The 22,969-nt window shown below is 64.8% G+C and carries 22 protein-coding genes; 17 read left to right on the top strand and 5 right to left on the bottom strand.

Annotation, left to right across the window (positions count from 1 at the left end; translation table 11 throughout):
- Positions 1–1,314 (top strand): transketolase-like TK C-terminal-containing protein (locus tag PVW46_RS16250; RefSeq protein WP_443137045.1); only part of this gene is annotated, 1,314 nt, incomplete at its 5' end.
- On the opposite strand, the gene PVW46_RS16245 is transcribed toward PVW46_RS16250, so the two are convergent.
- The 4 genes from PVW46_RS16245 to PVW46_RS16230 form a co-directional block, all read right to left on the bottom strand.
- On the bottom strand, positions 1,311–2,153 hold the full coding sequence (locus tag PVW46_RS16245) for a GNAT family N-acetyltransferase (protein ID WP_139022711.1): 843 nt from the start codon (positions 2,151–2,153) through the stop codon (positions 1,311–1,313). The genes PVW46_RS16250 and PVW46_RS16245 overlap by 4 nt on opposite strands.
- A 31-nt stretch (positions 2,154–2,184) precedes the next feature.
- Positions 2,185–4,185, bottom strand: coding sequence for a sigma-54-dependent Fis family transcriptional regulator (locus tag PVW46_RS16240; RefSeq protein ID WP_274576661.1), 2,001 nt, complete (start codon positions 4,183–4,185; stop codon positions 2,185–2,187).
- A gap of 55 nt (positions 4,186–4,240) precedes the next feature.
- A complete protein-coding gene (locus PVW46_RS16235) occupies positions 4,241–4,363 on the bottom strand; it encodes a hypothetical protein (protein ID WP_261394907.1) in 123 nt (40 codons plus the stop codon).
- Positions 4,364–5,055: 692 nt separating this feature from the next.
- Entirely contained in the window at positions 5,056–5,328 is a 273-nt protein-coding gene (locus PVW46_RS16230) for a hypothetical protein (protein WP_043145843.1), read from the bottom strand.
- A gap of 50 nt (positions 5,329–5,378) precedes the next feature.
- Here PVW46_RS16230 and PVW46_RS16225 point away from each other — a divergent pair, with 50 nt between their 5' ends.
- Genes PVW46_RS16225 through PVW46_RS16215 form a run of 3 tightly spaced genes read left to right on the top strand, consistent with a single transcriptional unit; the run spans position 5,379 to position 6,999 of the window.
- Positions 5,379–5,663 carry a hypothetical protein gene (locus PVW46_RS16225; protein ID WP_133065726.1) on the top strand — a complete coding sequence of 95 codons (285 nt, stop codon included), beginning with the start codon at positions 5,379–5,381 and terminating at the stop codon, positions 5,661–5,663.
- Positions 5,660–6,790: a WD40 repeat domain-containing protein gene (locus PVW46_RS16220; protein WP_069210254.1), complete on the top strand. Its 1,131-nt coding sequence runs from the start codon at positions 5,660–5,662 to the stop codon at positions 6,788–6,790. The genes PVW46_RS16225 and PVW46_RS16220 overlap by 4 nt, the downstream gene beginning before the upstream one ends.
- Positions 6,791–6,819: 29 nt before the next feature.
- On the top strand, positions 6,820–6,999 hold the full coding sequence (locus PVW46_RS16215) for a hypothetical protein (RefSeq protein ID WP_043145837.1): 180 nt from the start codon (positions 6,820–6,822) through the stop codon (positions 6,997–6,999).
- A gap of 105 nt (positions 7,000–7,104) precedes the next feature.
- Here the strand turns inward: PVW46_RS16215 and PVW46_RS16210 are convergent, their stop codons facing one another.
- Positions 7,105–8,061 carry a hypothetical protein gene (locus PVW46_RS16210; RefSeq protein ID WP_043145834.1) on the bottom strand — a complete coding sequence of 319 codons (957 nt, stop codon included), beginning with the start codon at positions 8,059–8,061 and terminating at the stop codon, positions 7,105–7,107.
- A 98-nt stretch (positions 8,062–8,159) separates the two neighbouring features.
- Between PVW46_RS16210 and PVW46_RS16205 the strand changes: the two genes are divergently transcribed.
- The 13 genes from PVW46_RS16205 to PVW46_RS16145 form a co-directional block, all read left to right on the top strand.
- Positions 8,160–9,416, top strand: coding sequence for an RNA polymerase factor sigma-54 (locus PVW46_RS16205; RefSeq protein ID WP_069210253.1), 1,257 nt, complete (start codon positions 8,160–8,162; stop codon positions 9,414–9,416).
- 512 nt (positions 9,417–9,928) lie between these two features.
- The gene (locus tag PVW46_RS16200) at positions 9,929–11,593 is read left to right on the top strand and encodes an aromatic/alkene/methane monooxygenase hydroxylase/oxygenase subunit alpha (protein WP_069210252.1); all 1,665 of its coding nucleotides are present in this window, start codon (positions 9,929–9,931) and stop codon (positions 11,591–11,593) included.
- 88 nt (positions 11,594–11,681) lie between these two features.
- Positions 11,682–12,740, top strand: a complete 1,059-nt coding sequence (locus PVW46_RS16195; RefSeq protein ID WP_043145827.1) for an NADH:ubiquinone reductase (Na(+)-transporting) subunit F — start codon at positions 11,682–11,684, stop codon at positions 12,738–12,740.
- 53 nt (positions 12,741–12,793) lie between these two features.
- Positions 12,794–13,858, top strand: coding sequence for an aromatic/alkene monooxygenase hydroxylase subunit beta (locus PVW46_RS16190; RefSeq protein ID WP_043145825.1), 1,065 nt, complete (start codon positions 12,794–12,796; stop codon positions 13,856–13,858).
- 25 nt (positions 13,859–13,883) lie between these two features.
- Positions 13,884–14,258, top strand: coding sequence for an MmoB/DmpM family protein (locus PVW46_RS16185; RefSeq protein WP_043145824.1), 375 nt, complete (start codon positions 13,884–13,886; stop codon positions 14,256–14,258).
- Between the two features lie 81 nt (positions 14,259–14,339).
- Positions 14,340–15,362, top strand: a complete 1,023-nt coding sequence (locus tag PVW46_RS16180) for an amidohydrolase family protein (protein ID WP_043145821.1) — start codon at positions 14,340–14,342, stop codon at positions 15,360–15,362.
- 4 nt (positions 15,363–15,366) lie between these two features.
- Entirely contained in the window at positions 15,367–16,170 is an 804-nt protein-coding gene (locus PVW46_RS16175; RefSeq protein ID WP_052244809.1) for an iron-sulfur cluster assembly protein, read from the top strand.
- A gap of 66 nt (positions 16,171–16,236) precedes the next feature.
- Positions 16,237–17,868, top strand: a complete 1,632-nt coding sequence (locus PVW46_RS16170) for a molecular chaperone GroEL (protein ID WP_043145820.1) — start codon at positions 16,237–16,239, stop codon at positions 17,866–17,868.
- Between the two features lie 68 nt (positions 17,869–17,936).
- The gene (locus PVW46_RS16165) at positions 17,937–18,980 is read left to right on the top strand and encodes an NAD(P)-dependent alcohol dehydrogenase (RefSeq protein ID WP_043145819.1); all 1,044 of its coding nucleotides are present in this window, start codon (positions 17,937–17,939) and stop codon (positions 18,978–18,980) included.
- A gap of 120 nt (positions 18,981–19,100) precedes the next feature.
- Positions 19,101–19,496 carry a VOC family protein gene (locus PVW46_RS16160; RefSeq protein ID WP_069210251.1) on the top strand — a complete coding sequence of 132 codons (396 nt, stop codon included), beginning with the start codon at positions 19,101–19,103 and terminating at the stop codon, positions 19,494–19,496.
- A 26-nt stretch (positions 19,497–19,522) separates the two neighbouring features.
- Complete coding sequence (locus PVW46_RS16155; RefSeq protein WP_069210250.1) at positions 19,523–20,047, top strand: twin-arginine translocation signal domain-containing protein; 525 nt, start codon at positions 19,523–19,525, stop codon at positions 20,045–20,047.
- 13 nt (positions 20,048–20,060) lie between these two features.
- A complete protein-coding gene (locus PVW46_RS16150) occupies positions 20,061–21,632 on the top strand; it encodes a GMC family oxidoreductase (protein ID WP_069210249.1) in 1,572 nt (523 codons plus the stop codon).
- A gap of 96 nt (positions 21,633–21,728) precedes the next feature.
- On the top strand, positions 21,729–22,969 hold a 1,241-nt coding region (locus PVW46_RS16145; RefSeq protein WP_338020533.1), incomplete at its 3' end, for a peroxidase family protein.

Here is a 22,969-nt window from a genome sequence, read left to right as displayed (position 1 = left end):
CCGGGCAAGGGCCTGTGTTCCTACCCGCATCCCTGGTTGATGCCGGATTTCTGGCAGGTGCCGACGGGGTCGATGGGGATCGGGCCGCTCAGCGCGGTCTACCAGGCCCGGTTCATGCGCTATCTGCAGGCGCGTGGCCTGGCCCGGACCGAGGATCGGCATGCCTGGGGCGTCTTTGGCGACGGCGAGATGGACGAGCCGGAATCCATCGCCGGGCTGACACTGGCCGCGCGGGAACGGCTGGACAACCTGTTCCGCCAGATCGGCATCTACGCCCCCGACGGGCAGTTGTACGATCCCGAGGACAAGGGCGCGATGATGTTCTACAAGGAGGCGGCGAACGGCCAGTTGCTGGAAGAGGGCATCACCGAGGCCGGCGCGATCAGTTCCTGGACCGCTGCCGGGACGGCCTATTCCGTGCATGATACCGAGCTGTTGCCGGTCTACATCTACTATTCGATGTTCGGTTTTCAGCGCGTGGGGGACCTGATCTGGGCGGCGGCCGATCAGCGCACGCGGGGTTTCCTGCTGGGGGCGACGGCGGGGCGGACAACGCTGTCGGGTGCGGGGTTGCAGCACCAGGATGGCTCCAGCCACATGGCGGCGGCGGCGATCCCGAATTGCCGCGCATGGGATCCCAGCTTTGCCTATGAACTGGCGGTCATCATGGATCACGGCATGGCGCGGATGCTGGACGAACAGCGTGACGAGTTCTTCTACATCACCGTGATGAACGAGATCTACGACCAGCCCTCGATGTCCGAGGGGGCGGAGACGGCCATCCTGAAGGGCCTCTACAAGCTGCGCTGCGTCGGGGAAACCGGTCCCCGCGTGCGGCTGGTGGGATCGGGGACGATCCTGGTCGAGGTTCTTGCCGCCGCGGAACTGTTGCAGGACTTCGGCGTCGTGGCAGAGGTTTTCTCGGCCACCTCTTATACCGAACTTGCCCGCGAGGCGATGGAGGTCGCGCGGCGCAACCGCTTCAAGGCGCCCGATCTGCGAGAGACCAGTCACGTCGAAACCTTGCTGGGAGGAGAGGTGCCCGTTGTGGTGGCCAGCGACTACGTCCGGGCCTTTCCCGGCCAGATCGCGCCCTATCTGCGTGCCCCGATGACCCTGCTGGGAACCGACGGCTTTGGACGTTCGGCCAATCGCCAGGCGTTGCGCCGGTTCTTCGAGGTCGACCGGCAGAATATCGCGCTTGCGGCGATCGAGGCGCTGGTGCGTGACGGCGACCTGCCGCCAGAGACCCTGCGCGCGGCGATAAAGGCATGGGACATCGACCCCGAAACACGGGCCCCGTGGAGCTGTTAGCGGGCGGGGGCGGGCAGCCCCTTGGCAAGCGCCAGCTCGACCATGTCGGCGTGGGCGTTGGCCTCATCGCTGGACAGGAAGGCCAGCGCGGGTGGATCGCCCGCGACCATCAGCGCCATGCCGATGCTCCGATCAAGCTTGTCTTCGATCACGAACAGGCCCGAAGCGGCGCCGCGAAAGCGGTGCCGTTCGACAAAGCCGGGCAGGGCCTCCGCCGTTGGCCAGGGCGGCGTGGCGCCTGGCAGCATCAGCGCAAGCGTCGGCACGTCCTTCTGGCGTGCCGGGCGCAGGCTCAGTCCGTCCAGGTCATAGCGGGGCGGGTTGAGCAGGTGCCATTGTTCCGGCGCCATCAGGAAGTCGTGGCAGGGATGAGACCGACCGCTGGCCTGAAAGAACATGCGCCGCGATCCCGGGCAGCGGGCAAAGCCAAGGCGCGCCAGCAGCGACAATGAGGCCGCATTGTCCGTGCGGCAGGTGGCCAGCAGGGGCGGCGCCGGGCGAGAGAACCACTCGGCAAGGGTCAGGCGCAATGCCGCGCTCATGACCCCGCGTCCCTGAAAGGCAGGGTCCAGCCAGTACCACAGGCCCGCGCCCAAGCAGATACAGCCTGCCGCAGCCCCCTGGATCTCGATGATGCGCAGGTGCTCGCCGGGGTGCTGACCGTGTTCCAGCAGCGCCTGTGCCTCGGTGGGGCCGAATGGCTGGGCGACGGCTGCAAGCCAGGGCGCGACGCGCTCGTCCGATAGCTGCCGAACGACCTCGGGGAGGTCGCCCTCGGACATCGGTCTGAGGCAGAACTCCTCTGCCACCAGTCGCGCCGGGAAGTCATGAACTGTCACCGCCCGTCACCCCTGGCCGCAGGCCGCCCGATCAGTCGCGCGGAATGCCATATTGCTTGATCTTGCGGTAAAGCGTCGGTCGAGAGATGCCTAGTTGCTCGGCCACGCGGGTCAGGTTGCCCTTTTCCGCCTGGATGTCGCGCCGGATGGTCATCGCCTCCATGTTTTCGAGGTTTATGGGGGCCTCTTCGACGTCGACGTAATGGCTGAACCCCAGCCCGTCCGCCGGTTCGATGATCTCTGGCGGCAGATCATTCAGGCCGACCTCGGGGCCGGATTTCAGCAGGTAGAGCCGTTCCACGAGGTTGCGCAACTCGCGCACGTTGCCGGGCCAGCGGTATTCTTTCAGCCGGTCCATCACCGCCGGGGCAAAGACCAGCCGGGGGCGAGAGAACCGGTCTGAAAAGACGCTGTTGAAATGGTCGATCAGCAGGGCAACGTCACCGCTGCGCTGGCGCAGGGGCGGCACGTCGATCGCGACGATGCCGATCCGGTAGAAGAGGTCGCGGCGGAACCGCCCCTGTTCGACGTCGCTGCGCAGGTTGCGGTTGGTCATTGCCACAAGCTGGACATTGACCGGGCGGCGCTGGTCGTCGCCGATCCGGTAGACCGCGCGCTGTTCCAGTGCCCGCAGCAGGTAGGGCTGCAATTCCACCGGCATGTCGCCGATCTCGTCCAGGCAAAGCACTCCGCCGTCCGCCTGTTCGAACTTGCCCGGCTTGCCGCCGCGCAGGGCGCCGGTAAAGGCCCCTTCGACATGGCCGAACAGCTCTGCCCCGATCAGTTCCTTGGAGATCGCGGCGCAGTTGACCGTGACATAGGGTGCGTTCTTGCGGTCGATCCGGTTGTGGACCAGCCGCGCAAAGAGTTCTTTGCCGACGCCGGTTTCACCCTGGATCAGCACCGTCACCCCGGCAGAGGCGGCGCGTTCGGCCAGTTCGATGGCTTCCAGCATCTTGGGCGCGTTGCCTACGATCACGATCTCGTCCTCGTCGACATTTGCGCGCGGCTTGATGCGCACGGCGACCGTGTCCTGCGGCCGAATGGCGGTAGAGCGTTTCAGCGACAGGGCCGCACCGCGCAGGCTGCCGTCGAATTCCAGCCGGGTGATGCCGTCTGTTTCGATGTCTCGGGGCAGGGCGGCGCGGATGTCGCCCTCTGTCATGTTGGCGCTCAACGGCAGCAACTGGTGGCCGACCGCGAAATCCGGGCGTGGCAGGTGCAGCCTGTCGTCCAGCCCGCGGCGGAACATGATGCGGCCGACCTTGTCCAGCAACAGGACGCTGGTGTCCGGGCGGCTGGCATCGGAGTTCAGGAAGGTTTCCAGCAGGCGGGTCCGTTCCTCGCGCTGCTGTTCGGCCAGGGCGATCTCGATTTCGCGGGCGGCAGCGACCACCAGCGCGATGTTGTGGCGGCGAAAGATGTCGGGCGGGCCGGACAGGTCCACCACCCCGATCACCGAACGGTCGAACGGGTCAAAGATCGGGACACCGGCGCAGGTCCAGGCCTGCACGCCCTGGCAGAAATGTTCGGCCGCGTGGACATATGTCGGCTTGCCGGTCTTCAGCGCGGTGCCGATGCCGTTGGTGCCGATCACGTCCTCGTTCCAGACGCCGCCGATTTCCAGGTGGATGTTCTGCCCGGCGTCCAGCACATCGTGATCGCCGATGGCGTCGATGATCACGCCGTTGTTGTCGGTCAGGATCAGGATCACCTGCGCCCCGGCCAGGTGCGGTTCAAGCCGGGCAAAGGCGGCGCGGGCGGCCTGTCGCAGGCTGGCGTTGCGGCGGCGCAGCTTTCGCAGTTCCTCGTCGCGTTCGATCTTGCGCGACTGCAACCGCGTCGCATCGACGCCCAGGTTCATGCTGCGTTGCCAGGACTGGACGATCTCGCTGCGCACCTCGCCAGTCTCGGGCTGGCCGGTGACATAGTTTTCCCAGGCGCGCCGGGTTTCTCCTTCCGAGTACTCGGGGAAGAGGCCGGCATCGTCGTTGCCACCTTGCGTGGCCTTGAAATATCTAGGTCGCCCCATCGGTCACTCTGTCAGGGCCGCGCGCTGGTCTGCGGCGGCGGTGAAGGTTTGTCGGTCAGGCAAGCGGCGCCCCTGCGGGCCGGGCGCGAACCGGGCTGGCGATGGCATCGTCGAACATGGCTCCTTTGGCGTCATGTTGATAAGGGCGCCGACTGGCGCCCGTCGTAAAGATGTCCATTTCCACGTCTCCCCGCCCAAAAGATTATCATGTCATAAACATTTTGCATAGCGCCGCCCGGAGGCCCCGGAATGGCGCCCGGCTCGTGGGGGCCAAGTGACACCGAAATGCTGCCGCTGCGTCAAGTCCCCGGATGGTCGGTATCTTCTGTATCGGGGTGTGGGGCGGACCGGGCGTGCCCTCTTGCAAGTGGTTCATGTCAAAGGCCTTGCCCATCGCGCGCGAGGGCCGTTCGCGCCGTGCCGGTCAGAGAGGGAACGGGTCATGGACAGCCATTGCCGGTCCGGCGTTGAGGCTGTCCGGCATGGGATTGCCGACAGGTCGGGAAACGCCGCCGGGCGACTGTGGGAAACCGGCGCAGAAGCGGCCATCTCAGGTGCAACGATTCGCCGCATCGCGGCAGATTCGCCCCTGGTCGCGGATCGGTCGGAGCGGAGTCGAAACAGATTTTTACGATACGTCCCGGACAGTGTAACGAAGCTTTACGACTTTTTGTCCACTCGTCCACTTGTGGCCTAATAACTTGAATTTTCAAAGGTTTTCGTTGCGTCGGAAGTCGCGAAAGGTAGCATGTCGCGACCATGACACGTCTCGCCCAACACCGCCCGACCCTGACCGGCACGCCGCATTTGCCCGGCACCGGAACCTGCTTGACCCGCTCTGAGAGACCTCGTCGACGCGGGTGTCCCAGGTCAATTCATGCGCCCGCCCGAGGGGGCGCCGGGCATCTGGTCCCAGATCGCCGAAAGGTCCGTGGCCAAGCGCCTGTGCGTCTCTGCCATCAGCCTGTCGCGCTTGTCCGCGGGCAGGTCGTCCAGCGCCTGACGGGCCGCGCGCAGGTCGTCCGGGGCGCCGGTCCGGGCGGCCTTGCGGGCGATCTCGATGGTGCTGTCCTGCGGGTCCAGCACCTGGGCCGCGACCTCTGCGAGGGTGGCGAAGAAACGTGTGTCGAAGGGGCTGAGCATTCGGAGGCGACCTCTCTGTTCCGGCTGGGCGGGCACTATAGGGGGCAGGCATGAGCGATCAACGGCGAACCGTCCAAGACATCCTGATGGAGCGTCTGGAGACGATCCAGGGGATCTCCGAGATCACGGCAGAGCACCTTCGGCTGACCCAGAAACAGAGCGGGATGCAGGTTCTGGACATGGCCGAAGACGACGAGAACCCGGGCGTTGCCCGCGAGATGGGGCGCACCGAGGGCGCGCTGGAAACCTGTGAGGAAAAGATCGATGCGCTCGAGCGGCGTCTGGCCGAGCTGGACGAAGAACTCGAGGCCAAGGTCGAAGGAGGAGAGACATGATCGAGACGAAACCACCCCAGGCGCTCAGCCTGTTCGACCTGATCGGCCGGGAATGGACCTTGTCCGCTCCGGTGCGGCAGGTCGGGTTCAACGCCAGCGGCTCTGCCGTGGCCTGCCGTATGGAAGGCGGCGGGCTGGCGCTCTTGCCGATGGCCGATGCGGAACATCCCGAAAAGCGGATCCGGATGGAATTCGACACCGGGCGGACAACCATCCGCCCGCGTGAAAATCCGGTGGCTCCGCCCGTCGGGGCCGAGGTGTCGCTGTCAGAGGCGCCGGGGTTTTGCGCGCTGGGCGAACAGGGGTTTGCCGTCGTCGATCAGGCCGGCGCTCTGACGCGGGTGACGGCGCGGGGACAGGTGGTCAAGCTGGCACAGGCTGGCGCCGGGCCGGTCACGGCACTGTGCGCGGTCCCGAGGCAAGAGGCGATCTGCGTGGCCCGGGGCGGCGCGCTGGCGCTCTTGCGGGCAGAGGATCTTGCGCCCTTGGCGGACTGCGACCTGGGCGAGCCGGTCACGCAACTGGCGGCCTCCGGCGACGGTGTCCTGATCGCCGCGCGATGCGGCGAGCGGATCGTCGTGCTCAAGGCCGAAACGCTGGAGACGCGGGCCGACATCCCCGCGAAAGGCACGCTGGACTGCCTCGCCTGGTCGCCGGACCGCAAGTGGATCGTCGCCGGGTGCCGGGAAACCTCCCTGGTGGTCGTCAATGTCCTGCGCGGCGAGGCGGACGTGATCGAGGGGTTCCCGGCGCCGGTCGGCTCTGCCGCTTTCAGCGACAAGGCCAACGTGCTGGTGGCCTCTGGCGCCTTCCGCGTGGTCGGCTGGCGCTGTCCAGACTTGCCCTTCGGCAAGTACGAAGGCGACCCGATCCACACCGGAAAGCCGGGTCTGACCCTGGTGGACCGTGTCGCCCCCAACCCGACGCGGGACAGCTGTGCCGTGGGGTATGCCAACGGGTTGGTGACGCTTTGCCCGCTAGGCCAGCCGGATGAGCTGATGCTGGTCGAGGGCAAGGGCGCCTCGGTCACGGCGATGGATTGGTCCACCGACGGCCAGCACCTTGCGCTGGGCTTTGCCGATGGCCGCGCGGCCATCCTGACCTTTCCCAAGGTCATGTTCAAGTAACTGACACAAAACGAAAACGGGAGGAAATCATGAAACTCGAACTGTCCAAGGAAGAGCAGAGCAAGGACCGTTATTTCTCGGAGATCGCCAAGATGGCCGAGGAAATGATGGACGAGCATGGCAAGGACTTCGCGATGGGCGCCTTTGTCCTGGCGGCTCGCTGGATTGCCGAGGGCAAGCTCGGCAAGTCCGAGGAAAGCATGCACTGACGCATGCGGCCCTGATCGGGGCTTGGCCTCGCGCCCTAGGGGGCGGGGCCGTGGCTGCCGCACCCGCCGTCATGGCGGCAGACCAGGCAGCCGCGCGGACCCGCCCTAGTGGCGGGTCGCGCCACCGGCCGAAGGGGCGGGGGCGGGTTGTGACAGGCTTTGTATCTGGTTGACGACGATCGCGCTCAGCGGAGCGGCGAGGCCGGCCTGCGGGTCGCTCTCGGGCGGCTCTGTCGCGGCGCGTGTCAGAGCCTCGACCAGGTCCGGCTTGATCAATTGGGCATAGGCACAGAGTTCATGGATCCGGAAGGTCGCGAAATGCAGGCTGTTGTCATTTCCCAGATGGACGCCGGGCTGGCGGTCCGTTCCGGGCATGGCCAGCGCATTGCTGTGAACGGCAGCCCCGAGATTGGCCAGCACGTCCTTGCGCCAGCGCCCGTAATCCGTGTCGGGCGAGTAATCCAGCCCGATTTCATAAAGTTTCTCGGTCAGCGCGCGAAAGGCGCGGCCACCCGCGATGTGGCGGCGCCAGAAGCTGCTGGCCTCCTCGACGGTGCGACAGGCGATGAAACGCGCCGCCAGCTTGCGCCGCACCAGCAGCACCAGCAACATGTCCACGTCTTCCGAGACAGAGCGCGCGATCTGCATTGCGGGCAGCGGCAGATCGGTCAGCGCCAGCATCCTGAGCGCTGTCATCTGTTCGGTCAGCCGCGCGGACAAGGCCGCCAGCCCGTGCCATTGCGCGGGATCGAGGCCCGGCACCCCATGGTCGTATCCACGGCGGGCGGCGGCATGGATCGCTTTCACCCAGATCAGCCCTTGATCGAACAGAAAGACCAGGTCGACCTGCGCGCTGGTCGCGGTGTCGTCGATGCGGGGCAGGGCGCGGAACCCCGGCATCTGCCGGATCGCTCGGCGCCAGGCGTCATCGAAATCCAGCCCGCGCACAGACCACAGCTGGCGCGTGCGCGCCAGCAACTGCGGAGAGAGGCCGGGATAGGACATCTCGGGCGGGGCCGTGCCCAGGGTGGCGATGTCGCCGAAGGGGAATTTCTGGCTCATGTCCGGTGTTTCGCCGTTGCGGTTTGGACCAGTCTAGGCGCGGCCAGGGCTTTGCGGCCAGAAAAAACCACGGATGCCGTGCAAAAGACGGGGCGGGCATGACCCCGGCGCTGGGGCATGTCACGCGGCAGGCGCAGACATTTGTCCTGCATCAGTCGATGGCGCTCTTGCGTTTGACGGCGGCGGAAGTGACTGAGCTTCTGACCCAGGCGGCCGAGGTCAATCCGCACCTGCTGGTGCGCCGGCCAAGGCGGCGCTTTCTTGTCGGTCTTGGCGCCAGTGACGCGTTGGAGGCAACACTGGCAGATGGCGCGTGCAGCCTGATTGCTCATGTACAAACAGAGCTGTCCGACCTCATATCGCGCGGCGGGTTGATGGAGCGGATCATCACCCGGCTGATGGAAGACCTCGAACCCAGCGGATGGATCAATACGGACCTCGGACGGATCGCGCGGGACCTGGGCATTCGTGAAACACTGGTCGAGGCGACGCTGAGGCTGGTGCAGGAACGGGTTTCGCCCACCGGGCTGTTCGCGCGGGATCTGCGCGAGTGCCTGCATCTGCAGCTGGCGGAACGGGGCGAGGTTTCCCCCGAGATGGAGGCGGTCCTGTCGCATCTGGACCTGTTGCAGACCGGGGGTGCGGATGCGCTGGCGGACAAGGTGGGACTGTCTCCCGGGACCGTGGCAGCATGCCTGGCCCGGATCCGCACCTTGGACCCGAAACCTGGCGCCCGGTTCGATGCGGACCCGGCCCTGACACGCGAACCCGACGCGCGCGTGACGCGCGAGGGCGGGGCCTGGAAGGTCCGGTTCAACCGCGACACCGAACCCTCCGTCGAGATCGCCGCCATCCCGCGCGCCGGGGACAACCCCGATCTGGCCGAGGCGCTGAAACAGGCGCGCAGTCTGAAATTCGCGCTGCACCTGCGCCAGTCCGCGACGCGGCAAGTGGTCGAGGCGCTGATCGCCCGCCAGACCGGCTTTCTGGACAGGGGCGACGCGGCACTGCGCCCCCTGACACAGGCCGACCTGGCCGAGGCGACCGGTTTTCACACCAGCACGGTCAGCCGGGTGATGAACGGCTACCTGATCGAGACACCGCAGGGGGTGATCCCCGCGCGGACCCTTTGCCCCGGATCGGTTTCCCGGATCGGCGGGGCACATTGCAAGGCACAGGTCCAGGCCCGAATCCGGGCGCTTGTCCAGGCCGAAGACCCGGCCAGCCCCCTGTCCGACGGTGATCTTGCCCAGCAGCTGCGCCAAGAGGGCATCGCCGTCTCGCGCCGTGTGGCCGCGAAATACCGCCAGGAATGCGGTATCGCCCGTGCTGCGCTGCGGCGTAAATCGGCCTGAAAACACCCATCTTCCCAAGAGCTTGCGCGTCACTCGCCGGAGCGAGTGTAACGCCCCAGTACGGTCGTCCGTAATGTCCAGCGTCCACTGTAACGTACGGGTGTAACACGACGTGACACTGCGGCGGGCTGACGCAGTTTCCCAGGAAACAGACCTGCGGTGCCGAAGAAAAAATCAGAAAATAAAAAGCAGAAAAAGCAGCACCTTGGAGTGATGTTTTGTCTTTTTTGGGCCTGCTGGACCCGGTCTGGAACGCGGCTTGCCTATTGGATTGGCACAACATGACGCCTCGCCCCGTTGGCAGGCGCACAAGAACGAAGGAGTGGAAGCCGCACCGCAGCATTTCCTCGCAGCCGGATACAGGCCGGAGGCGCTGACGGAGACCCGGACTTTCCAACCTTTGCCGTGATCCGTGCCGGACGCTGTGTCGTCCGGCCAATGAACCGGCGACGCCTGTCGCCTGAAACAGCGGTCGGTCTACCGGCCGCAGAGCTTGAAAGGAGGCTCATGGCATGACTTTGACGTTGAACAAAATCACGTCTCAGCGTGGCATTTCGGTCGGGGAGGCCACCAAGAAGATCTCGGATCTCGGGTGGAACCCCACGTATGTCCAGGAGGCCAACACCTTCCCCACGGACTACAAGATCACCAAGGCCCCGCGTGACCCGATGAAACAGGTCCTGCGTTCCTACTTCCCGATGGAAGAGGAAAAGGACAACCGGGTTTACGGCGCGCTCGACGCCGCCCTGCGCGGCGACATGTTCCGCAACGTGGAACCGCGCTGGATCGAGTGGATGAAGCTCTTCCTGGCCATCATCCCCTTCCCGGAAATTTCGGCCGCGCGTTCGATGGCGATGGTTGCACGGCTGTCGCCGGGCGAAGACCTGCGCACCGGCTTTACCATGCAGATGGTCGATGAATTCCGTCACTCCACGATTCAGATGAACCTGAAGAAGTGGTACATGGAGAACTACATCGACCCGGCGGGCTTCGACATCACAGAAGAAGCCTTTGGCAAGTGCTACGCCACCACCATCGGTCGCCAGTTCGGCGAAGGGTTCATCACCGGCGACACCATGACCGCCGCCTGCATGTACCTGACCGTGGTTGCCGAAACCGCCTTCACCAACACGCTCTTCGTGGCCATGCCGTCGGAAGCCGCCCGTAACGGCGACTACGCGCTGCCCACGGTGTTCCTGTCGGTGCAGTCGGACGAAAGCCGGCACATCGGCAACGGCCACTCGCTGCTGATGGCCGCGCTGAAGGAGCCGGAAAACCACCTGCTGCTTGAGCGCGACCTGCGTTACGCCTTCTGGCAGAACCACGCCATCGTGGACGCCGCCATCGGTACCTTCATCGAATACGGCACCACCAACCGCGACAAGGAAAAGGAATCCTACGCGGAGATGTGGCACCGGTGGATCTTTGAAGACTACTACCGGACCTACATGCTGCCGCTCGAGAAGTACGGCGTGAAGGTGCACCACGACGACGTCCAGGAAGCCTGGAAGCGGATCACCGAAAAGAACTACGTCCACAAGGTCGCCCAGTTCTTTGCCGTCGGCTGGCCCGTCAACTTCTGGCGGATCGAAGCCCAGACCGAGAAGGACTTCGAGTGGTTCGAGCACAAGTACCCGGGCTGGTACGCCGAGTTCGGCGAATTCTGGAAGTGGTACGACAAGCTCAGCAAGCCGGGCGAGAAGATTGTCACCTTCAACGAGGACGTGGGCTACGTCTATCCGCACCGCTGCTGGTCGTGCCTGGTGCCTTGCCTGATCCGCGAGGACATGGTCGTCGACGAGATCGACGGGCAGCTGCACACCTTCGCCCACGAACTGGACCGCTGGACCGCCGTCGAGGCCTTCTCGGACGAGTACCAGGGCCGGCCGACCCCGGCGATGGGCAAGTTCTCGGGCAAGCGCGAGTGGGAGTCGATGTACGACGGCTGGGACCTGGCCGACGCCATCAAGGACCTCAACTTCGTCCGCGAAGACGGCGAGACGCTGGTGCCGCAGCCGCACCTGCGGTTCGACGACAAGGACATGTGGAAGCTGGAGCACGTCCGCGGCCACACCCTTGCCTCGCCGCTCAACGCCCTGCGCGGCATGAGCCCGGCAGAGCGTGAGGCCCACATCGCGGAATACCGCGCGGGCTTCACCATCAATCCCTGCAACTGACGCAGAAAAACCGGGAAGGCCGTGCGCGGCCTTCCCCACCAGACCCGGCGCCCGCACGGGGCGTGAGAAGGATCAGGGAGAAGAAAAGATGACGGACGTCCACACAGTCCGACTGGAACCGGTTGGCGTGGAATTCGAGGTCGAGGAGAACGAGACGATCCTCGACGCCGCCTTCCGCCAGGGCATTGCCCTGCCGCACGGTTGCAAGGAAGGACAATGTTCGGCCTGCAAATGCGTCCAGCTGGACGGCGAGACCGAGATGCTGAAATACTCGACCTTCGCGCTCAACGACATGGAAAAGGACAGCGGCCACGTCCTGATGTGCCGCACCCTGGCCTGGAGCGACGTCGAGATCGAACTGCTCAACTACGACGAGGAGGTGCTTTCGAAGTCCATCCCGGTCAAGACGTTCACCGGCAAGATCACCGACTTTGAAAAGCTGACCCACGACATCCGTGGCGTCCAGATCGAACTGGATGCGCCTTTGAAATTCTGGGCGGGCCAATATGTCGACATCACGGTCAGGACCGAAGCGGGGGAGGAGATTACACGTTCGTTCTCCATGGCAAATCCGCCGAGCGAAACCCAAAAACTCTCCTTCATCATCAAGAAATACCCCGACGGACGGTTCTCCAACGAACTCGACGACGGAGGAATCAAGGCCGGGGCCGAAGTCTCCGTCGAGGGACCCTACGGGATGTGCTTCCGACGCGAAGAACGGGAAGGACCGGTAGTGCTGGTGGGCGCGGGGTCCGGCATGTCGCCGGTCTGGTCGATCCTGAACGATCACCTGACCAGCGGCGAGGACCGCCCGGTCTACTTCTTCTACGGTGCGCGGTCGCAATCCGACCTGTTCAAACTGGACGAGATCGGCGCCCTGACCGACGCGCATCCCAGTGTCGAATTCATCCCCGTGCTCAGCCACGAGGAAGAGGGCAATGGCTGGGCCGGTGAGCGCGGCTTTGTCCATGAATGCGTCGACCGCCGGCTCAAGGAGCTGGGGATCGACGGCGAGGGCGACGTCTACGCCTGTGGGCCGCCGCCGATGATCGACGCGCTGACGCCGGTCCTGTTCATGCACGACTTCGATACGGACCGCATCTTCTACGACAAGTTCACGCCCACTTCCGGTTCTTCGGGCCACTGATACCGGCCCGAACGCAAGTGACGCGAACGTAAAACCAGACAAGGGAGGCTACTATGGTAGCAACATCAAGCTCGGTGGGATCCGGGGCAGCAGGCGCGGCCGTCTTCGTCGGCTCGAAAAGCCGCAAGTACAACTACTTTGAACCGCGCGGCAAACGGGCGACCCACTACGAGGACGTCACCGTCGACGTCCAGCCCGATCCCGAACGCTACCTGATCCAGAACTGGATCATCGAATTCGAAGGCGGCAAGGGCGGTGGCGCCTACCGCAAGGACAACACCGCGGCGCTGTCGTCGAACTGGCACGCCTTCCGCGCGCCCGACCAGGAATGGGAACGCACCCACTACCAGCGTCAGGCCAAGATCGAGACGATGGTGCAGAGCGTCATCTCGAACGCCCGCAAGGCCGGCGCGCCCGCGGCCTTCGACAAGGTCTGGACCAAGATCCTGCAAAAGCACCTCGGCGCATGGAAGCACGCCGAATTCGGCCTTGGCACCTCGCTCATGCAGGCGCAGCGCTACGGCTACACCCAGATGATCAACAACGCCACGTTGACCAACTCGTCCTACAAGATGCGCCTGACCCAGGACATCACCCTGTACCTGGCCGAGATCGGCATGGACATCGAGGGCTGGGACGACACGCTGGGCAAGCAGGCCTGGCTGGAAGATCCGATCTGGCAGCCTTGCCGCGAGGCGATCGAGACGATCATGGGCTGCGAGGACTACCTCGAACAGTATTTCGCCATCAACATCGTCTTTGAACCGCTGGTGGGCGAGCTGTTCCGCTCGGGCTTCCTGATGCAGGCGGCGGCGGCGAACAACGACTTCATCACGCCCCCGGTGATTTCGGCGGCAGAGGCCGACTACGAGCGCAACCTCGCGAACACGATCGACCTGATCTACCTGCTGGTCAACGACGAACAGCACGCCGCCCACAACAAGGCGCTGTTCCAGTCCTGGCTGAAAAAGCACGGCGACCTGGCCGACAAGGCTGCCGCCGCACTGCAGCCGATCTGGTCGCAGCCGCATTCCAAACCCGTCTCCTTCGAGGATGTGAAGGCCGTCTCGCAGGAGCGCATCGGCCAGATCCTCGGGGAACTCGGCCTCAGCCGCTAATCGCAACACAAGAAGGAAAAGACTTATGTCAAACGTAGCGCGTGACGCGACAAAACAGAACATCTTCAAGTCGATGAAGGACATCGACCTGAGCTCGCGCGAGGTCTCGCACCAGTGCGGCGTCACCATGAACGACAGCGTCGAGGCCCGCGCCATCGCCGAGTTCATGGAAGAGCACGATCCCAATGTCACGATCACCTACAACCCGGCGACCATCCGGATCGACGGCGAAGGCAAGCTGGTCTTCAAGATGAGCGAGATCACCGAGTTTCTGGGCCGCGAGATGACCGCCGAGACTTTCGAGGTCAACACCTCGACCCACTACGGCCGCATGGTCCGGGTCGATGACGACACCGTCATCCTCTTCGGCGACATGAACGAGGTCATGGAATACATCTAAGGGCTTTGCCCTGATCGGGGGCCGGGCGCGGTCCGGCCCCCTGACACCCAGCCAATCCGACAGAATTCCAGGGAGGATCTCATGTACAAGACACCGGACGGCAAGGAAATCTTCGTTCTCGATGGCCACACCCATTTCTGGGACGGCAGCCCCGAGAACCAGGCCAACGTGCATGGCAAGCAGTTCATAGAGTGTTTCTACGCCTATCACACCAACCTCAGCCCGCAGGAAGAGCTGTGGGAAAAGTCGCGGTTCGAGAAGTACTCCGAGGACGACATCTATCGCGACCTCTTTGTCGACGGGCCGAATGATATGGCGGTCATCCAGACCACCGTGCTGAAGGACTTCTACAAGAACGGTTTCGGCTGCCTCGAACGCTCGACCGAGATGGCCAAGCGTCACCCCGAACGGTTCATCGTCAACGGCAGCTTCGACCCGCGCGATGGCGAGAAGGCGCTGGAATACATCCACTGGATGAAGGAAAACTTCGATATCCAGGGCGTGAAGATGTACACGGCGGAATGGAACGGCGACAGCAAGGGCTGGGCGCTGAATGATCCGTCCGCCTACAAGTGCTTCGAGCTGTGCGAGAAACTGGGCATCAAGAACATCCACGTCCACAAGGGCCCGACCATCATCCCGCTGTCCAAGGACGCGTTCAACGTCGACGACGTCGATTATGCGGCCACCGACTTCCAGAACCTGAACTGGATCGTCGAACACTGCGGGTTGCCGCGCCTGGACGATTTCTGCTGGATCGCCGTGCAGGAAACCAACGTCTACGCCGGCCTTGCCGTTGCGCTGCCCTTCATCCATGCCCGCCCGCGCTATTTCGCCGAGGTCATGGCGGAACTGCTGTTCTGGGTCGGCGAGGACAAGATCCTGTTCGGCTCGGACTACGCGATCTGGACGCCCAAGTGGCTGGTCGAGAAGTTCTGGAACTTCCAGATCCCCGACGACATCGCCGAGGAACGCGGCGTGCAGCTGACCGACGAGATCAAGGAAAAGATCCTGGGTCTGAACGCGGCGCGGCTTTACGGCATCGACGTCGAGGCCAAGAAGCGGCAGCTGGCCGGCGCCCCGGTGCAGATCGCGGCGGAGTGAAACCATGCTGACGGACATCATCAAGGCCGATCTCGAGTGCGAGCTCTGGGAAAGCCTTGAGGCGGTGACCGATCCGGAGCTCGACGAACCCATCACCGACATGGGCTTCGTCGAGCGTGCCGAGGTCATCGGCTCCAAGCGCGTCGAGGTCGAGTTTCGCCTGCCGACCTACTGGTGCTCGCCCAACTTTGCCTTCCTCATGGCCTTTGGCATCCGCGCAGAGGTCTGCGCGCTGCCCTGGGTGCAGGAGGTGCAGGTCACGCTGAACGACCATTGTTTTGGCGACGAGGTCAACGAAGGCGTGAACAGCGGCAAGCCGTTCGAAGAGGTCTTTGCGCAGTACTGCGACGGGGCCAACCTGGCCGAGGTGGTCGACACTTTCCGTGCCAAGGCCTTTGACCGGCGGCAGGAAGTCATGCTGCTGGCGCTGCAGGCCCAGGGGATGACCGAGGCGGAGATCGTCTCGCTGACGCTGGCTGGCTTCGACCGGATCACCATGCACGGTGAAGAGGAAGAGCGGCAGAAGCCGCGTTATCGTGACCTGCTGCTTGACCAGGGATTGGCGGAAAACCCGGAGGATCTGGCTTTTCCGACCTGGGAAGGGCAGGCCATCGAGGCGCAGGAACTGGCGACGCATCTGGTGCGGCTGAAAGGCACGCGGATCAACATGGAATTCAACGGCGCGTTGTGCCGTGGACTGGCATCGACCCGGTACAAGGAGGTCGAGATCGGCCCCGAGGGACCGACGCTGGTGGATTTCATCGCGGGCCGCGTACCGCCGCGAGAGGATCACGCCACCCGGCGCTGACCAACTGAAGAACCAAGAGAAATCAGGGAGACGCCCACGGACCCCCGTGCGGCGAAGGAGGAAGACATGGCCAAATTGCTTGTACACGGAAAATTCGCTCGCAAGGCGCTGGCACGCGGTGTCGCACGGTTGGCGGCGGCGGTGGAACCGACGTTGGGGCCCAAGGGTCTGAACGCGATGGTGGATCGCCCCGTGGGCACCCCGCTGATCACCCGTGACGGCGTGTCGATCGCGTCGGAGATCGAGCTGACCGACCGTTTCGAGAACATGGGCGCGCAAGTGGTGCGCGAGGTCTCGATGCAGACAAACGAGGTAGCCGGTGACGGCACCACCACCGCCATAGTGCTGGCCAACGCGCTGATCCAGAAGGGCGTTGCGCTGACGGACAACGGCGTCAAGCCGGTCGATCTGTGCAAGGGCATCGACATGGCGGTCAGCCGCATCGTGGCAGAGATCGACGAGACCTCGCGCGATTGCGAGGACCACCCCGAGTACCTGGAGGCCGTGGCGCGCGTGTCCGCCACCGATCCCGAGCTTGGCAACCTGGTGGCCGAAGCCTGGCGCCGGGTGGGCCGCGAAGGTGTCATCTCGGCCGATTTCGGCGTCACCATCGACACCACGATGGAAGTCATGGAAGGCATGTCCTTCGAGCGCGGCTACATCTCGCACCACATGGTCACCGACCGTGAACACATGGAGGCGGTGCTGCGCAACCCGCTGATCCTGATGACGGATCAGAAGATCCTGCAGCCTTCGGTGCTGGACAAGGCAATCGAGATCGCCGAGGGCGAAGGCCGTCCGCTGGCCATCATCGCCGAGGAGATCGCGCCCGAGGTGGTCATCCGCCTGCTGGAAAACGGCGGCGCGGGCAAGTTCCTGATCGTGCACCCGCCGGAATACGGCCACTGGCGCACCGCCATGATGGACGACCTGGCCATCATCACCGGCGGCGAGGTGCTGTCGCGCGACCTGGGCAAGAAGCTGGAGAACGTGACCCTGGCGCAGCTGGGCGGGGCAGAGATGGTGCGCTCGACCTCCTCGTCGACCAGTGTCCTTCGGGGCGAAGGCGATCACGACGCCGTTGTCGCCCGCCGCAACCAGGTGCAGCGCATGTACGAGGTGGCCCCGCCCAACATCGAGCAGGACAAGCTGCGCGAGCGGCTGGCCAAGCTCTCGGGCGGCAGCGCGATCATCTACGCGGGCGGCTTCACCCCGGTCGAGCAGAAACGCAAGATCCAGCTGATCGAGGACGCGCTCTGTGCTGTGCGCGCGGCGGCCGAGGACGGCGTTGTCGCCGGGGGCGGCACGGCCCTGGCGCAGGCGGCGCCGGTTCTGGAAAACCTCTCGGCCATCGGGGACATCGGCAAGGGGATCGAGCTGGTCCGGTCCGTCCTGACGCAGCCCGTTCGGCGCATCGCGGCGAACGCGGGGGCAGATCCCGAAACCGTGGCCGATACGGTGACCGGCGGCGCGAAGGGCCACGGCTACAACGCGGCCACCGGAGCCTTCGGCGACATGTACGAAGACGGGATCATCGACCCTGCGCGCGTGCCGGCCTCGGCGCTGGTTAACGCGGCCTCCGTCGCGACCCTGATCCTGACCACCGAGACCCTGGTGGGCGATCTGGACGAAGGCGAGGCCGACCCGACCGAGGGCCCGGCCCTGGGCGGCGGTGCCGAATTGCTGGGCCGTCCGTAACCCCGTCACGCGGCGCGACGGGCCGGACCCGCCGCGCCGCCTCATCCCTCAGATCAGGAGACAAGACCATGAAGGCTGCAAGACTGTACGAATACGACCCCGCGATGAACGTGGAGCTGAAGATTGAAGACGTTCCTCCCCCCACAATCACAGCCCCCAACGAGGTGGTCGTCAAGGTCGGTGCGGCGGGTCTCTGCCGGACCGACCTCCATATCATCGAAGGTGTCTGGAAGGACATCATGGACACCCAGGGCAGCCTGTTGCCCTATGTCATGGGCCACGAAAACGCCGGCTGGGTCGAGGACGTGGGCAGCGCCGTGACCTCGGTCAAACCGGGCGACGCGGTGATCTGCCACCCCTTCCAGAGCTGCGGCATCTGCCTGAACTGCCGTTACGGTCATGACATGTACTGCGATCACGGCACCTTTCCGGGGCTGGGGATCGACGGCGGGTTCGCCGAGTACTTCAAGACCTCGGAAAGCTCTCTGATCAAGCTGAACACCGGCATCACGCCCTTGTCCGTCGCGCCGATGGCCGATGCGGGCATTACCGCCTATCGGGCGGCGAAAAAGGCCGCGCGCCTGTCCTATCCCGGATCGTGGACAGTGCTGCTGGGCATCGGCGGACTGGGCCATATCGCGCTGCAATGCCTCAAGCACATCAGTGGTGGTCGTGTGATCGCGGTGGACCGCGAACCGGCGGCTCAGAAACTGGCCAAGGACCTGGGCGCCGATGTGGTGCTGGACGGCGGTCCCGACCTGATCGAACAGGTCAAGGACATCACCGGCGGCGGCGCCCATGTGGTGATCGACTTTGTCGGCGAGCTGGGCGTCGAGAACATCTGCTGGAAGCTGCTCCGCCAGGGCGGCGAGCTGATCATGGTCGGCTATGGCGGCAAGATCGAGATCCCGACGCTGGATCTGGTAGCCAACGAAATCAAGATCGGCGGCAGCCTGGTGGGTGACTACATCGAGCTGGTCGAACTGATGGAGTTGAACGCCGACGGCAAGGTGATGATGCACCAGACCGAATACAAGCTGGCGAACATCAACCAGGCCATCGACGACTTCAAGAACCGCCGCTTTACCGGGCGCGGTGTGATCGTTCCCTGAGGTTACTCCCCGACCGCCTTTCCCGGCGCCGTAAGGCGCGGGGTGGGGCGGTCCTGCCCTGCGGCGTCCTCCCCACGGCCACGCCGCAGAGCCCCTTATACCCAAATACCGAGGACAGACATGGCCAAGGCAATTCATTCCATGATCCGCGTGCTGGACGCGGACCGCTCTATCGCCTTTTACCGCGAGGCATTCGGGCTGGAGGTGGCACAGCGCGTCGATTTCGAGGGGTTCTCGCTGATCTACCTGTCCAACGACGAGTCCGGTTTCGAACTGGAACTGACCGTCAACGCGGGCGCAACCGACACCTATGACCTGGGCAATGGCTATGGCCACCTGGCTTTCAGCGTCGAGGACGTCGATGCCGAGCACGCACGGTTCACGGCGGCCGGTCTTTCGCCGCGCAAGCTGGTCAGCTTCGATTACGACGGCAAGCCCTTCGCCCGCTTCTTTTTCGTGGCCGATCCCGACGGCTACCAGATCGAAGTGCTTCAGCGCGGCGGCCGTTTCCAGTGACCCGCATCCAAGGAGGAGGAGAGACCATGTCCAACACAATGAAAACCCTGACACGCCGCCAGTTGCTGTCGCAAAGCGCGGCGCTCGGCGCCAGCTTTGCCATCGGCGCGGGCTTTGTCGCTGGTCGGGCAGAGGCCGAGAACTGGGCGATGGAGGTGGACCACCTGGCGCCCGGTACAATGGCGGTGCTGATCCAGATGGCGCGGGACATCTACCCGCACGACCAGGTGGCGGATCGGTTCTACGCCTTGGCGGTCAAGGGCTACGACACCGCCGAGGCCGCCCCGGCCATCGAGGCCGGTGTCGCCATGCTAAACGAGGCGGCGCGCGAAACCGGGCATGCCGGCTACCTCGATATCGGCTGGGAACGCGACCGCGTCGCGGTGCTGCGCGGCATCGAGGACAGCGCCTTTTTCCAGCAGGTCCGGGGCGGCCTGGTGACCGGGCTTTATAACCAGAAGGCCGTCTGGCCGATCTTCGGCTACGAGGGCGAGAGCTACTCCGAAGGCGGTTACCTGTATCGCGGTTTCGACGACATCAACTGGCTTTGAGGGGGCAAGAGCAATGACTGCACCATTTGACCTGACCGACGACGGGGTCGTCGTCATCATCGGGACCGGCGCGGGCGGCGGTGTCCTGGCCAACGAACTGGCCCAGAAGGGCGTATCCGTCGTGGCGCTGGAAGCGGGCGGACGCTACCTGCCGGACGATTACATCAACGACGAGTGGGACAGCTTTGGCCAGCTGGCCTGGACCGATCCGCGCACGACTTCCGGCGACTGGCGGGTGGCCAAGGATTTCAGCGGCTTGCCCGCATGGATCGTCAAGGCGGTCGGCGGCACCACGACCCATTGGGCGGGGGCCAGCCTGCGGTTCCAGGACCATGAGTGGAAGGCAAAAACCACCTATGGCGAGGTCGCGGGCGCCAACCTGCTGGACTGGCCGATCGACCCGCGCGAGATGGACGACTATTACACCAAGGCCGAGGACAAGCTGGGCGTGACCCGCACCAATGGTCGCGCGGGCCTGCCGGGCAACAACAACTTCAAGGTCTTCGAAAAGGGCGCGCGGGCACTGGGCTACGAAGAGGTCCACACCGGGCGCATGGCGATCAACTCGGCCGACAACGACGGCCGCATGGCCTGCCAGCAGACCGGGTTCTGTTTCCAGGGCTGCAAGTGGGGCGCCAAGTGGTCGGCGGCCTATACCGACATCCCGCGCGGCGAGGCGACCGGCAACCTCGAAGTGCGCGAGAATTGCCACGCCGCGCGCATCCTGCACGATGCGGACGGCAAGGTGACAGGGGTCGAGTATTTCGACGCGGATGGCAACCTTCAGCTGCAGAAGGCGCGGGTGGTCTGCGTCGCGGGCAACTCCTTCGAAAGCCCGCGGCTGCTGCTGAACTCGGCCTCGTCGATCTTCCCGGACGGGCTGGCCAACAGCTCGGGGCAGGTGGGGCGCAACTACATGCGCCACACCACCGGGTCGGTCTACGCCGTCTTCGACCAGCCGGTGCGCATGTGGCGGGGCACAACGATGGCGGGGATCATCCAGGATGAGGCCCGGCACGATCCCTCGCGCGGGTTCGTCGGCGGGTACGAGCTGGAGACGCTGGCGCTGGGCCTGCCCTTCATGGCGGCCTTCCTCGATCCGGGCGCCTGGGGACGCGAGTTCACCACTGCGCTGGACCACTACGAGAACATGGCCGGCATGTGGATCGTGGGCGAGGACATGCCGCAGGAAACCAACCGCGTGACCCTGAACAGCGATGTGAAGGACGCGCATGGCCTGCCGGTGGTCAACGTGCATTTCGACGACCACCCCAACGACATCGCCATGCGCGACCATGCCTACAAGCAGGGCATGGCGATCTATGATGCGGTGGGCGCGACGCGGGTCTTCCCGACGCCGCCCTATCCGTCGACGCACAACCTGGGCACCAACCGCATGTCGGCAAATGCGCAGGACGGGGTCGTCAACGCGCATGGCCAGTCGCATGACATCGCCAATCTCTTTGTCTCTGACGGCAGCCAGTTCACCACCGGCGCGGCGGAAAACCCGACCCTGACCATCGTGGCGCTGGCGATCCGACAGGCGGATTTCATCGCCGCAGAGATGAGCCGACAGAACATCTGATCACGCTTTCGGCGGCCCGCCGCGTGTGGGTCGCCCCCAGGTCCCCCGGATCGCGGGGGCAAGAAACCAACAGAATTCCGAACGAGGGAGACAATGATGGACGGAAACGACATGCGTCAGGCGGGGCAGTGCCCCGTGATGCACGGGGCAACCAACGTGGCGGGGACCGGAAACAGGGAATGGTGGCCGAACCAGCTCAACCTGGCGATCCTGCACCAGCATCAGCCCGTGGCCGATCCGGCGCCCGAGGGCTTTGACTATGCCGAGGCGTTCAAGGCCCTGGATCTGGACGCGGTCAAGGCGGACCTGACCGCGCTGATGACCGACAGCAAGGACTGGTGGCCCGCTGACTACGGTCACTACGGTCCGTTCTTCATACGCATGGCCTGGCACAGCGCGGGCACCTATCGCACCGCGGACGGGCGCGGCGGTGCCTCGACCGGGACACAGCGATTTGCGCCGCTGAACTCCTGGCCCGACAACGGCAACCTGGACAAGGCGCGCCGCCTGCTGTGGCCGATCAAGGAGAAATACGGCAACGCCATTTCCTGGGCCGACCTGATGATCCTGGCCGGAAACGTCGCCATCGAAAGCATGGGCGGCCGCACCTTCGGCTTCGCCGGCGGGCGTGAGGATGTCTGGGCGCCCGAAGAGGACATTTTCTGGGGGACGGAAACCGAATGGCTGGGCGACCGGCGCTATTCCGGCGACCGCGACCTGGCCAACCCGCTGGCCGCCGTGCAGATGGGCCTGATCTACGTCAACCCCGAAGGGCCGAACGGCAACCCCGATCCGCTCGCCTCGGGCCGCGACATCCGCGAGACGTTCGGCCGGATGGCGATGAACGACGAGGAAACCGTGGCGCTGGTCGCGGGCGGGCATACGTTTGGCAAGGCACATGGCGCGGGGGATCCGGCACTTGTGGGCGCCGAGCCGGAGGCCGCCGCCCTGCAGGAAATGGGCTTTGGCTGGAAGAACGCGCACAAGAGCGGCAAGGGCGTGGACACCACGACCTCGGGTATCGAGGGACCCTGGACGGCGAACCCGACGCAATGGGACAATGGCTATTTCGACGTGCTCTTCGGCTACGACTGGGAGCTGACGAAAAGCCCGGCAGGTGCCCATATCTGGCACGCCAAGGGGCTGGCGGACGAGGATCACGCCCCGCAGGTCGATGCCTCTGTCGCCAAGGTGCCGGTCATGATGACCACCGCCGACATGGCCATGCGCATGGACCCGATCTATGGCCCGATCTCGAAGCGGTTCCACGAGAACCCGGATGAATTCGCCGAGGCCTTTGCCCGGGCCTGGTTCAAGCTGACCCACCGCGACATGGG

The sequence above is a fragment of the Mameliella sp. AT18 genome (assembly GCF_028807275.1).
Classification (GTDB): domain Bacteria; phylum Pseudomonadota; class Alphaproteobacteria; order Rhodobacterales; family Rhodobacteraceae; genus Antarctobacter; species Antarctobacter albus.
Note: the sequence above shows the minus strand (reverse complement) of the source record. Positions and strands in the feature narration are given on the sequence as shown.